General features: G+C 61.9%; 15 protein-coding genes and 1 tRNA gene. 6 read left to right on the forward strand and 10 right to left on the reverse strand.

Annotation, left to right across the window (positions count from 1 at the left end):
• Positions 1 to 254: 254 nt before the first annotated feature.
• Positions 255 to 1,253 carry a CBASS cGAMP-activated phospholipase gene (locus B4920_RS25170; protein WP_079437502.1) on the forward strand — a complete coding sequence of 333 codons (999 nt, stop codon included), beginning with the start codon at positions 255 to 257 and terminating at the stop codon, positions 1,251 to 1,253.
• Position 1,254: 1 nt separating this feature from the next.
• Positions 1,255 to 2,667 (forward strand): cyclic GMP-AMP synthase DncV-like nucleotidyltransferase, encoded by a 1,413-nt coding sequence (locus tag B4920_RS25175; protein WP_079437503.1) that lies wholly within the window; start codon positions 1,255 to 1,257, stop codon positions 2,665 to 2,667.
• An 11-nt stretch (positions 2,668 to 2,678) separates the two neighbouring features.
• On the opposite strand, the gene B4920_RS25180 is transcribed toward B4920_RS25175, so the two are convergent.
• Genes B4920_RS25180 through B4920_RS25190 form a run of 3 tightly spaced genes read right to left on the reverse strand, consistent with a single transcriptional unit; the run spans position 2,679 to position 5,916 of the window.
• Positions 2,679 to 3,149 carry a Mov34/MPN/PAD-1 family protein gene (locus B4920_RS25180; protein ID WP_079437504.1) on the reverse strand — a complete coding sequence of 157 codons (471 nt, stop codon included), beginning with the start codon at positions 3,147 to 3,149 and terminating at the stop codon, positions 2,679 to 2,681.
• On the reverse strand, positions 3,137 to 4,753 hold the full coding sequence (locus B4920_RS25185; protein ID WP_079437505.1) for a ThiF family adenylyltransferase: 1,617 nt from the start codon (positions 4,751 to 4,753) through the stop codon (positions 3,137 to 3,139). Before B4920_RS25185 ends, B4920_RS25180 begins: the two co-directional genes overlap by 13 nt.
• The gene (locus B4920_RS25190) at positions 4,750 to 5,916 is read right to left on the reverse strand and encodes a cyclic GMP-AMP synthase DncV-like nucleotidyltransferase (RefSeq protein WP_079437506.1); all 1,167 of its coding nucleotides are present in this window, start codon (positions 5,914 to 5,916) and stop codon (positions 4,750 to 4,752) included. The genes B4920_RS25185 and B4920_RS25190 overlap by 4 nt, the downstream gene beginning before the upstream one ends.
• Before the next feature lie 393 nt (positions 5,917 to 6,309).
• On the opposite strand from B4920_RS25190, the gene B4920_RS28500 reads away from it, so the two are divergent.
• Both B4920_RS28500 and B4920_RS25200 read left to right on the forward strand, forming a co-directional pair.
• Positions 6,310 to 6,666, forward strand: a complete 357-nt coding sequence (locus tag B4920_RS28500) for a hypothetical protein (protein WP_216820023.1) — start codon at positions 6,310 to 6,312, stop codon at positions 6,664 to 6,666.
• Positions 6,666 to 7,352, forward strand: a complete 687-nt coding sequence (locus tag B4920_RS25200; protein ID WP_079437508.1) for a hypothetical protein — start codon at positions 6,666 to 6,668, stop codon at positions 7,350 to 7,352. Before B4920_RS28500 ends, B4920_RS25200 begins: the two co-directional genes overlap by 1 nt.
• Positions 7,353 to 7,529: 177 nt before the next feature.
• On the opposite strand, the gene B4920_RS25205 is transcribed toward B4920_RS25200, so the two are convergent.
• Positions 7,530 to 7,793, reverse strand: coding sequence for an AlpA family transcriptional regulator (locus B4920_RS25205; protein WP_139379625.1), 264 nt, complete (start codon positions 7,791 to 7,793; stop codon positions 7,530 to 7,532).
• 1,178 nt (positions 7,794 to 8,971) lie between these two features.
• Between B4920_RS25205 and B4920_RS29380 the strand changes: the two genes are divergently transcribed.
• Positions 8,972 to 9,061, forward strand: a tRNA-OTHER gene (locus B4920_RS29380).
• 201 nt (positions 9,062 to 9,262) lie between these two features.
• Here the strand turns inward: B4920_RS29380 and B4920_RS25210 are convergent.
• On the reverse strand, positions 9,263 to 9,658 hold the full coding sequence (locus B4920_RS25210) for a VOC family protein (RefSeq protein WP_079437509.1): 396 nt from the start codon (positions 9,656 to 9,658) through the stop codon (positions 9,263 to 9,265).
• A gap of 256 nt (positions 9,659 to 9,914) precedes the next feature.
• Entirely contained in the window at positions 9,915 to 10,541 is a 627-nt protein-coding gene (locus B4920_RS25215) for a glycoside hydrolase family 19 protein (RefSeq protein ID WP_079437510.1), read from the reverse strand.
• A 279-nt stretch (positions 10,542 to 10,820) separates the two neighbouring features.
• Between B4920_RS25215 and B4920_RS25220 the strand changes: the two genes are divergently transcribed.
• Complete coding sequence (locus tag B4920_RS25220; RefSeq protein WP_079437511.1) at positions 10,821 to 11,282, forward strand: hypothetical protein; 462 nt, start codon at positions 10,821 to 10,823, stop codon at positions 11,280 to 11,282.
• A gap of 9 nt (positions 11,283 to 11,291) precedes the next feature.
• Here B4920_RS25220 and B4920_RS25225 read toward each other — a convergent pair whose 3' ends face one another.
• Genes B4920_RS25225 through B4920_RS25240 form a run of 4 tightly spaced genes read right to left on the reverse strand, consistent with a single transcriptional unit; the run spans position 11,292 to position 14,221 of the window.
• The gene (locus B4920_RS25225) at positions 11,292 to 11,678 is read right to left on the reverse strand and encodes a cupin domain-containing protein (RefSeq protein WP_079437512.1); all 387 of its coding nucleotides are present in this window, start codon (positions 11,676 to 11,678) and stop codon (positions 11,292 to 11,294) included.
• A gap of 19 nt (positions 11,679 to 11,697) precedes the next feature.
• The gene (locus tag B4920_RS25230) at positions 11,698 to 12,075 is read right to left on the reverse strand and encodes a VanZ family protein (protein WP_254051054.1); all 378 of its coding nucleotides are present in this window, start codon (positions 12,073 to 12,075) and stop codon (positions 11,698 to 11,700) included.
• A gap of 24 nt (positions 12,076 to 12,099) precedes the next feature.
• A complete protein-coding gene (locus B4920_RS25235; protein ID WP_079437513.1) occupies positions 12,100 to 13,833 on the reverse strand; it encodes a potassium channel protein in 1,734 nt (577 codons plus the stop codon).
• A 4-nt stretch (positions 13,834 to 13,837) separates the two neighbouring features.
• Positions 13,838 to 14,221, reverse strand: a complete 384-nt coding sequence (locus B4920_RS25240; RefSeq protein ID WP_079437514.1) for a DUF6394 family protein — start codon at positions 14,219 to 14,221, stop codon at positions 13,838 to 13,840.
• Positions 14,222 to 14,539: the final 318 nt, after the last annotated feature.

Genomic DNA, 14,539 nt, shown 5'->3' on the forward strand with positions numbered 1-14,539 from the left:
GGAAACCGCGCCCCTCTATCCGCGACCACCTCGCGGGATCGAAGGGCTACCGCGAGAGCGGTTTAGTCCACGGCCGAAGAGGAGTCCGCCGAATCAGTGCCTGGACGTCGGCCAAGGCGGCCGTATGCACTGGGGGCAGAGCTGTCCGCTATCGAGCCAGCTTTACAGCGTCGAAACTAGGACTGCCAGATGATCGAGCACATACACTGTTGATTGGTATCCTTACCTCTAAAACCCAGGTAAGGAGAGAAAGTATGTCGTGGACCAAAGAGCGGCCCTTTCAAGCTTTGGCATTGACCGGCGGAGGCTATCGAGGCCTGTTCACGGCACGCGCACTGCAGGAGATGGAAGATCATATCGGCGAGCCCATTGGCCGTCGGTTTGACCTGTCTTATGGCACCTCGATCGGAGGGATCATCGCGCTGGCCGTGGCGTTCGAAGTCCCCATGCAGAAGGTGGTACAGGCCTTCGAGGCGTCTGGTGAGAGGATCTTCCCCCCGCGCGAAAAGCCTACAACGCGCGTCGGCAAAGGCTGGGACATCGCAAAGCACTGGAGCAGACCGCGCTACCGTTCAGAGGCCCTGCGTGACGTGATCACAAGCCTGATCCCCGAGGAGGCCACCCTAAACGACGCCAAACACGCCGTCGGCATCCCGGCAGTAAATGTGACCAGCGGCCGGCCGCAGGTCTTCAAGACCCGGCACAAGGCCGAGTGGACGCGCGACTGGAAGTATCGAGCGGTGGACGTGGCCCTGGCAACCTCGGCCGCCCCGACGTTCTTCGAGCTGGCTGAGCTCGACGGCCACCGCTACGCCGATGGCGGCTTGTATGCCAACGCGCCGGATCTATTGGCGCTTCACGAGGCCGAACACTTCTTCAGCGTCCCCAGCGATGCCGTTCGGATCCTCAGTGTCGGCACGACGACCAACATGTACTCTCTGTCCTTCGAGTCTGGCCGCGAGCTGGGCATCCAAGGCTGGATGGATGACAACCGCCTCTTCTCCGTCACGATCTCATCGCAGCAGCAGTTGGTGGACCAGCTGATGCAGCACAAGCTTAAGGATCGGTACTTCCGCCTCGACGCGCTACCGTCCAACGAGCAGGCCAAGGATCTCGGCCTGGACGTAGCCACAGAGGCGGCACGGCGAACGCTGTTGGCCCTGGGCAAGAAAGCGGCCAGCGACATACTCACTACGAAGTTGGCGCCGTTCCTCGAGCACGAACCCCAGTTGACCTTAGTACGGGGAGGCTGAAGTGGGTCACGCCAGCTCGCTGTTCAACGGCGCAGGTGACCAGACCCTGATCAGTCGAGTCAGCCCAACGACGCAGCAGCGCGAGTTCTTGCAAGCCAGCTGGAACGACCTGGCCGAGCACCTAAAGGTCTCGCTCAAGGCCAAGCACGGCTACTCGATTTCCACGTGGCTTCAGGGCTCCTACAAGTACGGCACGCTGATCAAGCCCGTCCACTCGGGCGAAGAGTACGACGTCGACCTTGGCGTCTACTTTGAGTGGGGTAAGGGCGAGGACATTGAGCCCACGGCTGACCAGCTACGCTGCTGGGTGCAGCAGGCACTCATCGGCTACCGTAGCCAGTGCGCTGAGATTCGCTCCGTAGCGGAGCCCCCTAAGGAGCGCTGCTCGCGGACGTCCTACCAGCATCAGTTCCACATCGACACGCCGGTTTACCATCTCAATACGGACACAGACAAACGACGGCTGGCTTGCCTGACGAAAGGCTGGGAAGCCAGCGACCCCAAGGCCTTCTACAAGTGGTTCCGGGATGCCCTCACCGGCGGTGAGCGTGAGCAAGTTCGCAGGTTAATCCGTTACCTGAAGGCATGGGCTGCAGTGTCGTTCGACGACATCCCCGATTCGCGTCCGTCCTCGATCTTCCTCACTGTCCTGGCCACCAAGGCGTACTCCGACACCTGGTTCGCCCGTCTTCTGGGTCTTCCCGATGACGACGCCCTGATCGCCATCATCAGAGAAATTCATGGCCGGCTGAACCGGGACCGTCGTGTCCAGAACCCAACAACCAAGGAAGAAGAGAATCTCAATCGAATGAGCGATGAGGCTTGGGTCGCCTTTATCCCGCGGCTAGACACGCTGCTGGACGTCGCTGAGCGTGCGGCCGACGCTGCCGACGAGGGTGCTGCGGCACTGATCTGGTCCGAGGCGTTTTCCTTTCTGATGCCGCTACCGAACGTGGATGAAGTTGAGCTGGTGGACGAGCGGACCTCACGGGCCTTGATGCAGTTACCGGACATCGATATCGCGGTCTACACGGGGAGTGGTGAGCAGCGTCGTCTTGTGACTAATCATCGCAATCAAGTCGCTGGCGTCGCCAAGGGCAGCACGCTAGTCTTCACGATCGCCAACCCTCACATCGTCCCGCAATTCGCCACCATCGAATGGACGGTGCGCAACAAGGGGCTGGACGCAGACTCCACCAGTGACCTCGGTCATCGCCGAATTGGGATGCAGTTGCTGCAGGCAGAAGAGCACGCACAGTACTTCGGCACGCACCACATGGACTGCATTATCCGAGTGAATGGCCAAGTCTATGCCGCGCGCCGTGTGCCCGTCACCATCTGCGATGTTCAGCATAAGGTCCCAGCCCCCGCACAGCCGACATACACGAGATTGAGCATGAAGCGCCGACGTTGATCCGACGGCCTTTAGTAAGGCCCGAGCAGTTGTCGGTTGCCGTTGCCGTGCGTTAACTCCACGTGCAGGGTGTGCCGCCCCACGATAACCGCCAGCAGCGGGCGCTTGTCGGCGCGTGCCTTGGCCAATTTTCGCCACTCATCCAGGTCGATGGCTGAGGGTGTAGGAATGTCTTGCGGGTGCGTATGCCACTCACCAATGTAACGTGTCGTGCCTCCGGTGGAGAGCCAGAGTCGCCTTGCTACTGCGCGGTGCCCGAACGGCAACCGTTCGAAGAGATAGCGGAGCTGGCGGTCCAGACGCGTGGGCGTGGTGGCCAGAGTAACCAGCAGGCCGCGCTCGTGGACGGTCCCCAGTAGCACGCCGCCGCTCTCAGGGAGGTCGCCCGTCTGGACGTTCCTCTCGAACACGCCGCGAACGCTGTCGGAGAAGTTCAGCAGGACGCTGCCGTCTGGCAGCGTCCAGTCGCTCACATGGCGCATGCGGGGCATCCTTCGTACCTTTGGGGTGAACAATCCTTGAAGCGGACCTCGTGAGATTGATCGAGCACGCGCGTTCTGAAGCTGGGTGAGTCGGAGCCATCCAGCCAGGCCTGCACCATCTCCATCGCGAGAGCAGCCGCCTGTACGGACGCGGAAGCAGGGAAAGGGACGTACAGGCCTTCGCAGCCATGACCCTTCATGATGACCTCCGGCGGCACGTCGAACACGCGATACTGGTCCCTCAGGGGCGGCTGTGACACGCAGCGCGCGCAGGCGTACTCTGGCTTGGCCTTCAGTAAGGCACGGACGGCAAAGCCAGAGCCTTCTACCCAAGCCGACAAGAACGGTACCTTGTCCGCGTACTTCCAGGTGAGCCAATCGGTCAGGCCCTGTTCTCCCGTGGCGTCGATCAGCAGGTCCAGCGGACCCAAGTTCACAGCTTTGACATCCCCCACGACAGCCACAGCATCGATGCCCGGCGCCACACGCCTGAGCTCATCGCACATGGCCTCCGCCTTCTTCTTGATCAGCGCGCTGAAACCGAGGCGATGGCGTCCAAGGTTGCCAGGCTCAAGCGAGCCCATGTCAACCAACGTCAGCTTCCCACCGACCGTGCCCGCGCCTGCTTTCGCGAGCATCTCTGCGAGATAGCCGCCAATGGTCCCGCACCCAACCAGCCCAACCTTGAGCCCCGCGAGAGTCTTTGAGCCGGGGAGGTTGCGCTCAGCAAGGTACGGGTCGTCGATGCGGCACACGGAGATTCGGTGGAGCGGCAGGCGGTAGAGGAGCTCGCGCAGCGACGGCTTGTTGCCCGTTCCGGCGGGATCGCGCTTGAGGGCCACCTTGATGCCATACTTAACCTGTGGCGAATCGATCAGGACCAGCACCCGGGGCACCTTCACCCGAAACATTTCCATGAGGCGCTGCTCGACCTTCTTGCCGCACCTCGGGTCCAGCGTGTTCTGCCACTTCAGGAAGGCCTGGACGGTCCTTGGCGGCCAACCTTCCTGCAGCGGCATCGGTCTTGCCTTGGTATACACGCGAAACGCAGGCAACTCGAGCTTGGGCAATCCAAGGCCGATGGCTTCTAGCTTTGCGTGGGTACGAGCCTTGTCGTCCGTAACGATGCTCGTTTTCCCGTCGAACGTGTAGGCGCCCAGACTGCCGGACCGGCGCCTATCGACGTCCAGCAGACACCAGTCGCGGCTCCATGTGATGGGAAACTCCTCCGCTAGGTCCTCGACCATTTTGCCGGCCAGGATGTCTTCCAATACTTGTTCTGCACGGTCAAGGCAGGCCATCGTCTGGCGGATCGGGTCAAAGAAATCGAAAATCACCGAGCCCAGCGCCAGATAGCACAGGTACCCATTCGCGCTGAGGTGTGGCTGCAGTTCAGGACGCCCCGACGGAACCGGCGTCAGCCAAACACGGGGAAATTCATCGAGCCCCGGCGATACAGCTATCTCACACGGGTAGTTCTTCGCCTTCAGCCGCAGCTCGCCTGCGAATCTCATCCAGCCGAGCCCGTCGCGCCTCAAGTAGGAAAAGCCGCGTTGATGAAGCGCGGCAGTCAGGTCAGGGATCGCGACCTTCGCGAATTTCATCCAGCACGTGTCCGCCCGACTAGTTCGGACGGGCCGGCGATCGCCGGGGAAGAGGCGATGGTGGCGGCCACAGCGGAAGCTGCGGCACCGACCTTGACGCGGTCGGGATGGGCAGGGAAGCGCGGCCCAAACAAGCTCTGCATCCAGGCGCACGCCTGCGCTGCGTTGCCGGCATCCATGGCCGCCTGCAGTCTGCGGCCCATATCCTCGAACTGGAGTGCTGCCTGCTCGACCATGTCCACGTCGTCGCTCGAGGCTCGGAGCCGGTCGGTCAACGATTCCTTCGGGTTGACCGGATTGTCTACGCCCTCGCGAAGTGCCGCCGGCAACTGTTTCACGACATCCAACAACGCCTGGTCATCACGACGATCCTGCTTCACGAACAGCGGTGCCGCTGCCGCCATTAGCAGGATCGAGCTGGGACCGCCAGATTTCCAGGTCCAGTCACGATAGGCCTTGATATAGCGCACAACGCGGCGAAGCTGCACGCCCTTGGTCTCGACTTGATCGACAAACCACTCTTTTACTGGGCGGGGGTCGGAGTGCATCCAGCCTTCTTCGCGGTGCGCCAACAGCACCTTCGTCTTGGGCAGTTCTTCCCAGCTGTCCGTCGCTGCTTCAGCGAAGTTGCGGATGCCCTTGAGGGCCGCGCGCCTGACGTTCTCTGCCTTGACGAGGGTCTCGAACTCGTTGTCCGGGATCGCGTACAGGGGGATATCGATGTGCGCGAGATCGCTGATCTCCACCCGGATGCAGGTGGGCTTCCCGGAGAGCTCCCAACCTCTCTCCTCCACAAGGTCAGCCAAGGCCCTCTCCGCCACGCCGAAGAAGACCTCCGCCGCGACGCTGGGACTGTCAGTCTGGTTCAAGAAGCTCAGCGGTAGATAGCACCCGTCGTCCACATCGGCCTGCTGGGGGCGCTGCGCGGGAGCGTTCAGCGTCTTGTAAGCCCAGGACCCCTGCGTGAAGAAACGCGGTTGCGGGACTTTGCCTGGGTGGCCTTCCGCCGCGTAGATGCGAGGAATGCCGTCCCGCAACGCCATACGGACTTCATTCTTGGCCTCAGCGATGTCCTTGCGATCTTCGTCGCGCAGACTGAGATTGCCGAAAAGGCAGGGTTCAGATTCGACTTCGGTGTAGAAAAGGGCGCTCAGGTTCAGCATTGGCAGTCGGGCATGTGATGGACGGTACGACGCGTGTCCAGACGCGCCGCCTGCAGGCGCCGACCCACCCATTCCGCCTTTAAGCCGGCTAATGGGCTAAAGCCTACAGAGGGTTCGGCATGTAAGGAGATGGTGGTCGGTTTAGCCTTTTCAAGAGCCCACCAGCATAAAAGGTACAATACCCAAAAAACTCAGGCGAAACCTACTAGGCAATCTTCAACTAGTAGTCATAGGCTACATCTATGGTCGGTAGGTTTTCAGGCTAGCGCCTGCGTAGAGGTTGATCCTTTGCATACTCTTCAAGCATTCAGTGCCCTTCACCTGCTGCGTCACACTGCCCCTAAACTCCCCAGTGACTTCGCTGGGCTGGGCATCGTGTTTTACGAGTCGCTGATGGCGCTGCCTCATCTTCAGCTTGAAGTCGTGGGTGATGAGCGTTTCGACCTGCCAGTACAAGGGCTCGAGCTGATCTGCGATGTGTTTGTCAGAACGGCGCGCCTGTCTTCTCCCTGGCACGACGGTTTCCACTTCGTGCACGCCGGCTCGGGGTCACTTACCCACCTCTGCCAGTTCATCGCGCCACCACTGCCCGCCGTGTCAGCCGCCGCACCGCGTGCCAGCGGCGCTAGGCACATGACGGCACTCCTGGCATCGCAGGTGGCCGGCATCACGTCAATCGGGCTTCTAACCCACGAACGCGCGGCTTCCGTCTATGAAGCCGGACGACTGACTTGGAGCGAAATTCTCTGATGTTGCCTGTTAGCCTGACCTACGCCGACCTGCTGCGGCTGCTCAAGTACTGCGGCTATGTTGTGGCGGTGGTGGCCGCCCTCATAGTTTCCTTCCGTCTCACGGAACTGCAGCAGCATCCGTTGAAGGTCATCTGGCAAAGCATCACCACGGCGCTGGCCGTGCCGCCGCTGCTGATCTGGGTGCTGTCGAAGCTACAGTGGAAGTATCCAAAGCTCGCCTTCCTCATGGGCAGGCGCATGGTTCATGGACTGTGGTGGGGCGAGCTGAAGTCAGAGTTCAAGCCGTCCGAGGGGGCTGATCCGCTGCCGGCTATCCCGATCGCGTTCGTGGTCCAGCAAACCTATTTCTTCTTGACCATCCAGTCTTACACGCCCAGCCTGCCAGCCAGATCCACGCTGGAAATCATGGTGGTGGACCCGCGGAGTTCGATAGCTCAGCTGCAGTACGTCTTTGAGATGCGGCGGATGCAGGATGCCGAGGACAAGATCACTATCGGCTACGGTGATCTTCAGCTCACTTCCGGCGATAAGCGGCTGGAGGGCTACTACTGGACCAACTCACCCACTCGGGGTCACATTTCGCTGGACCTCCTGACGCGGGATTTCAACGGCATCGGCTCGTTTGCTGACGCTGAGAAGGTCCGTGCCGAGTTGCTGAAGATCACGTGCTCAGCTGCCACTTAACCAATTCCGACTGCTTTCGCTATCACTAAGTATCTGGAACGCGTCGGTAGAGCCGGCTTGCCAGTGCGCAAAAATTGCAGCTAATTGCCGTCTCGCGTTTGGGAGGCAAACCAGGACGCCGGTTGTCCGATCAGTTCAGCTACAGGTAGGGATAGCAGTTACGAGTCTGGGCCGACATCAATGACCTGTCCAGGCTTCTTGGGCTGCGAAGAGCCGGCGCTGCCAAGTTTGGATTGCAACCTCGCTCCAGTAGACGTACTTCCCGACCCGCACCGGGGGCGGGAAGGAGCCGTCCTTCACCATGTTTTCGATTGTCCTGGGCGAGATGTTCAGGCGTTCGCAGAGGGTGGCTTTGTCGAGCAACTTGGCGAGTTGCTGTGCGTCGCGTGAGGGCGTGGGAGTAATGCCAGTGCTGTCGTTCGATGTGCGTGCGTGCGCCATAAGGTGTGCCTGTAAGTGATGACGCAGGTGTATAGGTGCAAAAACGGGTGATGAATGCCGCCAAGTGCGCTATCGGATCTCACCTGCGGTGTAAGGACAGGGCGGGTGAGTCCTCAAGTGACGGTCTCACGCAGATGCGGGGCTGCATTGACACGGGGATGGAGTTCGCGGAGGTGTCGCGGCTTGATGTACGGTGGCCGGCCGCAGTCTTGGGTGGGCGACGGAGCTGACGTCCGGCAGTCGACGTCTTGGCGTTTTTGAAGGGCGCTTTTCGTCACGGGTGACGCCCGACGTCTTGGCTGATACGACGGCGTGACGAAATTCCAGGTTTGTGAATATGTAAATGTAATTTTCTGAAGTGTGTTTCGTCACGGACTGACGAAAGCACCCGCGTCGAATTTCATCACGGCGTGACTTGTCTGGCGTCAGGGTGTGACGAAACGCTGTGGGATGGCCAGCAAAAATCGGCTACTTCTGCGGCCAAGCGGCGAGTAGGTGGCAACGGGCGCCTTGGGGGGCTGGTCTTCATGAAGACATGGGCGTCATCGTCTGGCCCACCGCCTATACGTTCACTCCAGCCACCTCATGGAGTAACGAAAATGAACGATTCCACGAAGACAGCAAGCCCAACTCCCTGCCGTTCAGACGAAGCTTCTCCCGCGCGGCGGGGTAGGCTGGCCAAGCACGCATCGGCTGCTGACCGTCAGCGCGCCTACCGTGCCCGACAGAAGGAAAAGGGCATGCGGGAGGTGAAGGTATGGTCGCGCGATGTCCGGTCTCCGGACGTACCCTTGCGCTCGGACATCATCGATTTGTCTGAGGTACGCCGATGGTGAAGGCGACGGACTCGCCGTCAAGGCCAGGGGCAGCGAATCACGCCTGGCACGCCCGCCGGCGCGACGGCTTCTAGTAGCCTGAAAGAGCATGATCGATCGAGAGCCTCCCTGGAGGCTCTTTTTTATGTGGCGAGCGCGAGCGACGTATCTCACCTGGTGGAAGGACGGCCATGTCAAACCGGGAGTGCTCATTAGCGCGCTCTATCTTGTTCCCGGTTTGCATTGCGCTCGGGCGTCGTGGCATACTCTTGCCACCGCTGGTTTCTGCTGTTTTTCTGCCCGAGCCAACGGAAAACGTCTGCGCTTGACTGCGGTCCAGTGCGACCAAGTGCTTAATTTTAAGACCTGTTGCGTGTAGCTGCGCAGCGGATTAAGGCTATTTATGCCTTGAAAATCCGCGTGTCCGTGGTTCGATTCCGCGACTGGCCACCAAGAAATACCAAGTAAAAACGCCGATCCTTGTGGTCGGCGTTTTTGCGTTCACGCGGACAAGATTCATCTGTCCGAACTCTCGCCGAGGCCGTGCCTTTTTCGAGACGTCGTATGCTTGGTGGATGGTTGCGTCAGGTGGGCCAGGGCGGCGGCCGGCGATGTTCTCCTGGGATGGGATTCAGGTCGCTTCTGCGCGTCAAGTTACGCGGGCGGAACTTCTTCGCCAGGCAACGCTGGGGAGCAGAACCACAGCTTGTTGCCTTCGCTGTCGAGGAAACTGCCTACATTGAATCCGTCGTCATAAGTCTGAACCGGATCCGCAATGAGGACGCCACGGGCTGCCAAAGCTGCAGCAGTGTCCGGTGCGTGAACGGTGGCGATGGTGATTCGGGGGTTAGGCTGATCCGTGGGGGTGGCATACCAGCCGGATTTGAGCATCAGGATTGTCGTTCCGAGGAAATAGCCGACCTTTTGCTGGCCTTCGTAGGCCGGTTCCAGGCCCAGCGTTTCGCTGTAAAAGCGATGCGCGCGGTGTTTGTCGACGACTGCAAGTGCGATGACCTTGATACGCAGGAAGCCCAAGTCTGACGCGGCCATGATGTACCCCTCGGGAAGCGGGTTCGGGACGCCTTGCGGGGAGGCGGGCGCCAGCGTGGTCCACAAGGCTTACAAGCTCACTATAGACAGCTCCCGCACAACTTTCCGACTGCCGGCGTGGGTCGATCCAAGGAGGTGTGGCGCGCGTCCTGCGGTACTGGATGGCGTCGATCGGGATGGCTCCAGACCTATTCAATCAGCTTGCTGAGCTTGTCCCGCCGGCTTCTGGCGGTGCGGCCGACGGTTTGGCTGCACGCTACAGTACGCTTTCGATCTGCTTGTAGAGCGCGAAGCGTTCCTGGACGCCGACGAGCCCGCCATTGATGCGACGGGTGATTTCCCGGAAATCCTCCAGGTCGTCGTCATCCGTCTTGTCGTCGGCCAGAGCGTTGAGCCCATGGCTTTGCCAGAACCAGGCGGCGCTGAGTGCGGCGTAGGGCGGCTGCTGGAGATATTCCGGATGGCTGACCAGATCGACGCCGATGGCCTTGCCGGCCGCCGCGTAGTTGCTCTTGCCGGTGAGCTGAATGAGACCTCGGCCGCGATAGCGGAAGCCGTCGCCGCTGCTTGCGTCGCCATTGCCCAGCCGATTGGCGTAGACGAAGCTGCCCAGCTTCTGCTCGTTTTGCGCATAGGGCGTAGCGGCAGCGAGGGTCGGGAAGCGCTTCGGCCAGACTTTCGTCAACCGTGCTGCGCTGTAGTTCAGCGATTCCACGAGGGTCCGGAACTGTCCCGACTCGTGGCCGGTCTGGGCGAGGAAGCTGCAGATGCGGTCACGCGTGTTGATCTCATATCTGTCCAGGGCGGGAGCGAGCGCCTTGGCCCAGGCGTCGGGATCGGGGCAGAGGGGAAACACTCGCTTCAGTGTATCGGCGGTCAGCATGCTCATTCTCCGTAGGGGGCTGTTGTTGCGTGGCCGGGAGGGCTTGATGGGCCTCAGCGTTGCCGGGGGGACATGCAATATGGGGAATGCCCATGTTTTATAGACCGCACCCTTCGGTTTGCAAATGCCTGTACGGAAGGCGATCCGGGCTGCCCCGTGGTGGCGCAGGCATCCGGGGCAGGGTCAGGTGGTTCCGGACGGTGCTGCCGTGAGGCTGGAGATTGCTAAGATGCCGGGGAGCGGGGCGCTGCGTTCCCGATTCCTGGAGCACGTTTCACCATGCGCATGGTGTTCTTCTTGTTGGGGGCTGCGGCGGCCGCGTGGAGCGGAGGTGTTGCCGCGGAGGTCGCAAACCTGTGTCGCGCGGGCGAACATGCCGTCTGGTCCTGTCGTGCGGGGACGAAGTACTACTCGCTATGTGCGTCCAGGAGCCTCGGGGAGCGGGAAGGCTATCTCCAGTACCGGGCCGGCTGGCCGTCGAGGACGGTGTTCCGGTTTCCCGGCCGCTTGACGCACCCGCGCGGCCATTTCAGGTTCGGCCTGCTGGCCCACGGCGCGCGCGTGACGTTTGAACGGGGCGCGTACCGGTACGAAATCATCGAGGATCTCAAGGGTGACACTTCGATCTTCGTGCAACTTCCGGCAGGCAAGACGACGCAGATCGATTGTGCTGACGCGATGCAGACCTTGACCGAAAACACGACCATCGATCTGTTCAAGTCTGCGGGTGTGGCGGAATAGGCGAGGCCTTCAGCCCTCGAGGATTTCGGTGTCGTCGTGGGAGTAGGGTGGAGCACAGCAGCACAGGATGTGCAGTGGCCCGTTGCCGGCGGCCTCGATGCGGTGGGGCGTGCCGGGTGGGATGCAGATCGTGTCGCCGGCGGCCACCGTAAAACGATGGTTGCCAAGGGTCATCAGGCCGGTGCCGACGGTGATGTGGTAGAGCTCCTCGGTCTGCTGATGGCGGTGCAGCAGCGTCCGCGTGCCGGCTGGAACCCTCGCTTCGGCAAGGCTTTGGGCGCGGTTGCCGTGTACGGCGGGGTGCATCAGTTCCCGAATCTCCGAGCCGTCCTTGGTGACATAGGCTGGAACCTCTGCATAGGGCTGGACCTGCGGCGTTCGGGATGGGGGAGACATGGGGGGCCTGCCGGTGGGCTCAGGCCGAGAGGGCGTCGCGGCGGCCATACAGACGGATCAACCATCCGCCGATGAGCAGTCCGCTGGAATCGGCGACCACGTCCCAGGGATCGCCAACCCGGTTGAGCGTAAAGAAGTGCTGGGCCAGCTCGATGAGCACGCCGTACAGCAGCAGGCTGGCGGCGACCGGCCACGGGCGGTTGGGCCAGCCGCTCCAGCCCAGCAGCATCAGGACGAGAAAGGCTGCGCTGTGCTCGAGTTTGTCCTGGAAGGAAAAGGCGTTTAGTACTTCGGGCAGCGGGATCATCGCCATGATGAAGATGACGATCAGGGCCACGGCGAAGCAGGCGCGGGACAAGGTCGAGGGAAGAATCGGTACGCAGTTCATGCAGGACATGCTGTTGTGCTAATGGCGGGCATTTTAGCGTGTCTCTCCGGCATCCGGGGGGCGTCGTCCGGCAAGCCATTCCCAGACGAGTCCACCGGGGCTGTCCCGCCCGGTCAGTACGAAGCGCAGGCTGTGCTCGTTGAACAGCGTCAGGCCGAGTTCCTTGCGTGCGCTCTCCCGTCCGGCGAACAGCAGATGATCGCCCGCTTGCAGGGGCTGATCGAGGTCGGGTAGCAGCTGCGGGGCGTGTCCATGCCGTACCAGCAGCAGTGGAATGCAGCCCAACTCAGGCCGGTCGGTGAGAGGTGCCCTGAGAATCGCCGCAAGGCTTGGCACGGCGTCGCCGAGCATCAGCAGGCGATGCAGGGCGGGAGCCTGGGAGGCGCTCAATTGCACGCTCCAAACGGCGGGAACCGTCCACCCCAGTTTGTCGGTGAGCCGCTCCAGCACGGATCTGGCCCAGCCATCGTCGGCCTGCCTGACGGCATCGAGGAAGACGGCCAGCAGGGGGGTGGTCAGCGTGGCGAGGCACTCGTGGGCGATGATCTCGCTGGGCACCACGGCGAAGTCCGACTCCACGGCGTTGAACAGGGTCCGGTTGGCAACCTGGTTCTGGCGTAGCACCGTGAACAGCTTCGGATTCATCGTGCGGGCCGTAACGACGATGGACAGGTTGTCGATGTCGTTGCCGGTGGCCGCCACGATGCCGACGGCGTTGCCGATGCCGGCGTTGCCCAGGGCGTCGCCGCAGGCGCCGTCGCCCTTCACGCCGATGCGCGGCGGATCGACGAAGACCTTCTTGTCGATGATCGTCAGCGGCAGGTCGGCCTTCTCGAGGGTGGTCGCCATGACCTTGCCGAAACTGCCGTAACCGCACAGCACCCACTTACCCCGTGGCGGCTCCCGGTGGCGCGTCACCGTGGTGCCGGGCAGGCCGGTCAGCCACAGCAGCAGGTGGTAGGCGGACGGCGAGCGCAGCGCCAGGGCCATGTACTCGCCGAACTTCTCGAAGGGGTTGATGATGTGGCGGGTGCCGAAGGACGCCATATTGGCTGCGGTGTCGGCGTGTTCGGCGCGGCACAGGGCCGGGATGGACGGGGCCAGCAGGCGGGCGGCGATGGCGATTGCCAGGTTGGTCGGGTCGTGGTCGGTGAGCGCGATGACGCCGCGGCACTGGGGTTTGGTGAGGCCGGCGAAGACCAGCGTATCCGGCACGCTGGCGTCGGCGCACAGGGCCGGCATGTCGGCGGAGTAGCTCTGCAGTTCCAGGTCGGCGATCTTGCCTTCGTCCTTGTCGATGACGACCGCCCGGTAGCCCATCTCGTCGAGAGCCTGGCAGATCAGGTGGCCGGTTTCTCCGTAGCCGCAGACCAGGAAGAAGGCTTCGCGCAGGCGCCGCACCTGGCGCGCGAAGCGCTGCACCGCCAGGGCGTTGAGGAAGTTCTTGTCCTGCAGCATCGCGAACACGGTGCCGAGGGTGTAGGCCCAGCCGATGACCGACAGGTAGATGCAGATGGTCACCCACAGCCGTTGCTGCTCCGAGAAGGCATAGGGGATTTCCCCGAAGCCGATCGTTGTGGCGGTGTAGCTGAGGAAATAGGTGGCGTGGAAGAAGCTCATCCGCTGCGGCATGCCGCTGGCGTCCGGTGGGCCGGGAACCAGCGTCAGTCCGAGGACCGACACCGCGAAGATGACGATCAGGGTGAGCAGCGGCGCGCGCAGGCGGCGCAGGACGAGGAAGATCGTGCTGGTGGGCGCGTTGTCCACCGGATCAGCGCCGCTGCATGATCGTTTCAGCGATGAGGATGATCACCGACACCACGTTGGCGAACAGCGCGCCGCCGGACAGGGAGACGATGCTCGACATGCTGGCGGCGGTGATGCCGGTACCCGCCACGTGGGTGGCATAGCCCCAGACCATGGCAGCAGCCAGCAACTGCAGGTCGGCAACCAGGCTGGTTGCCAGGTGGACTGCGCCAATCTGCGTGCGGTCGCCGAACTTCAGCACCGTAGCGATCAGATTGACCACGATTGCGGCGAACAGCTCGTAGAGGTCGTGGTGAACCGGGTTGTCGAGCTCGCCGATGAAAAAGCCGAAGTTCAGGGTGGCGGCGAAGACGATGAAGAAGCCGAAAATGACTTTTTCCAGGTTCATCGAGGGCGTCCAGGGCAGGAGTGAAAGGGGATGCTACACCGGCTTGAAGCTGGCATGGGGCAGGGCGTCGGGGGCTGTCTGTGGGGGCGAATGAATTCGCCCCCACAGAAGAAAACAACAGCAAGAAAAAACACCGGACAAGAGGGGCCTTGCAGCCGCCAGCGCGGCTTGCAAGGCCCGCGGCTTACACCTTTTTGTAGATCTCCGCACCACTCTTCACGAACTCGACGGCCTTGGTTTGCATGCCCTTGCTGAGGGCCTCATCCTCGCCGATGCCCTGCTTCGCCGCGAAGTCGCGCACGTCCTGGGTAATCTTCA

This window comes from Zoogloea sp. LCSB751, from assembly GCF_002028455.1.
Lineage (GTDB): Bacteria > Pseudomonadota > Gammaproteobacteria > Burkholderiales > Rhodocyclaceae > Zoogloea.

Excerpts from the sequence above, each read along its gene's own strand:
- B4920_RS25170 (WP_079437502.1), top strand. The coding sequence starts at position 255 with ATGTCGTGGACCAAAGAGCGGCCCTTTCAAGCTTTGGCATTGACCGGC.
- B4920_RS25180 (WP_079437504.1), bottom strand. The coding sequence starts at position 3,149 with ATGCGCCATGTGAGCGACTGGACGCTGCCAGACGGCAGCGTCCTGCTG.
- B4920_RS25185 (WP_079437505.1), bottom strand. The coding sequence starts at position 4,753 with ATGAAATTCGCGAAGGTCGCGATCCCTGACCTGACTGCCGCGCTTCAT.
- B4920_RS25190 (WP_079437506.1), bottom strand. The coding sequence starts at position 5,916 with ATGCTGAACCTGAGCGCCCTTTTCTACACCGAAGTCGAATCTGAACCC.
- B4920_RS28500 (WP_216820023.1), top strand. The coding sequence starts at position 6,310 with ATGGCGCTGCCTCATCTTCAGCTTGAAGTCGTGGGTGATGAGCGTTTC.
- B4920_RS25200 (WP_079437508.1), top strand. The coding sequence starts at position 6,666 with ATGTTGCCTGTTAGCCTGACCTACGCCGACCTGCTGCGGCTGCTCAAG.
- B4920_RS25205 (WP_139379625.1), bottom strand. The coding sequence starts at position 7,793 with ATGGCGCACGCACGCACATCGAACGACAGCACTGGCATTACTCCCACG.
- B4920_RS25210 (WP_079437509.1), bottom strand. The coding sequence starts at position 9,658 with ATGGCCGCGTCAGACTTGGGCTTCCTGCGTATCAAGGTCATCGCACTT.
- B4920_RS25215 (WP_079437510.1), bottom strand. The coding sequence starts at position 10,541 with ATGCTGACCGCCGATACACTGAAGCGAGTGTTTCCCCTCTGCCCCGAT.
- B4920_RS25220 (WP_079437511.1), top strand. The coding sequence starts at position 10,821 with ATGCGCATGGTGTTCTTCTTGTTGGGGGCTGCGGCGGCCGCGTGGAGC.
- B4920_RS25225 (WP_079437512.1), bottom strand. The coding sequence starts at position 11,678 with ATGTCTCCCCCATCCCGAACGCCGCAGGTCCAGCCCTATGCAGAGGTT.
- B4920_RS25230 (WP_254051054.1), bottom strand. The coding sequence starts at position 12,075 with ATGTCCTGCATGAACTGCGTACCGATTCTTCCCTCGACCTTGTCCCGC.
- B4920_RS25240 (WP_079437514.1), bottom strand. The coding sequence starts at position 14,221 with ATGAACCTGGAAAAAGTCATTTTCGGCTTCTTCATCGTCTTCGCCGCC.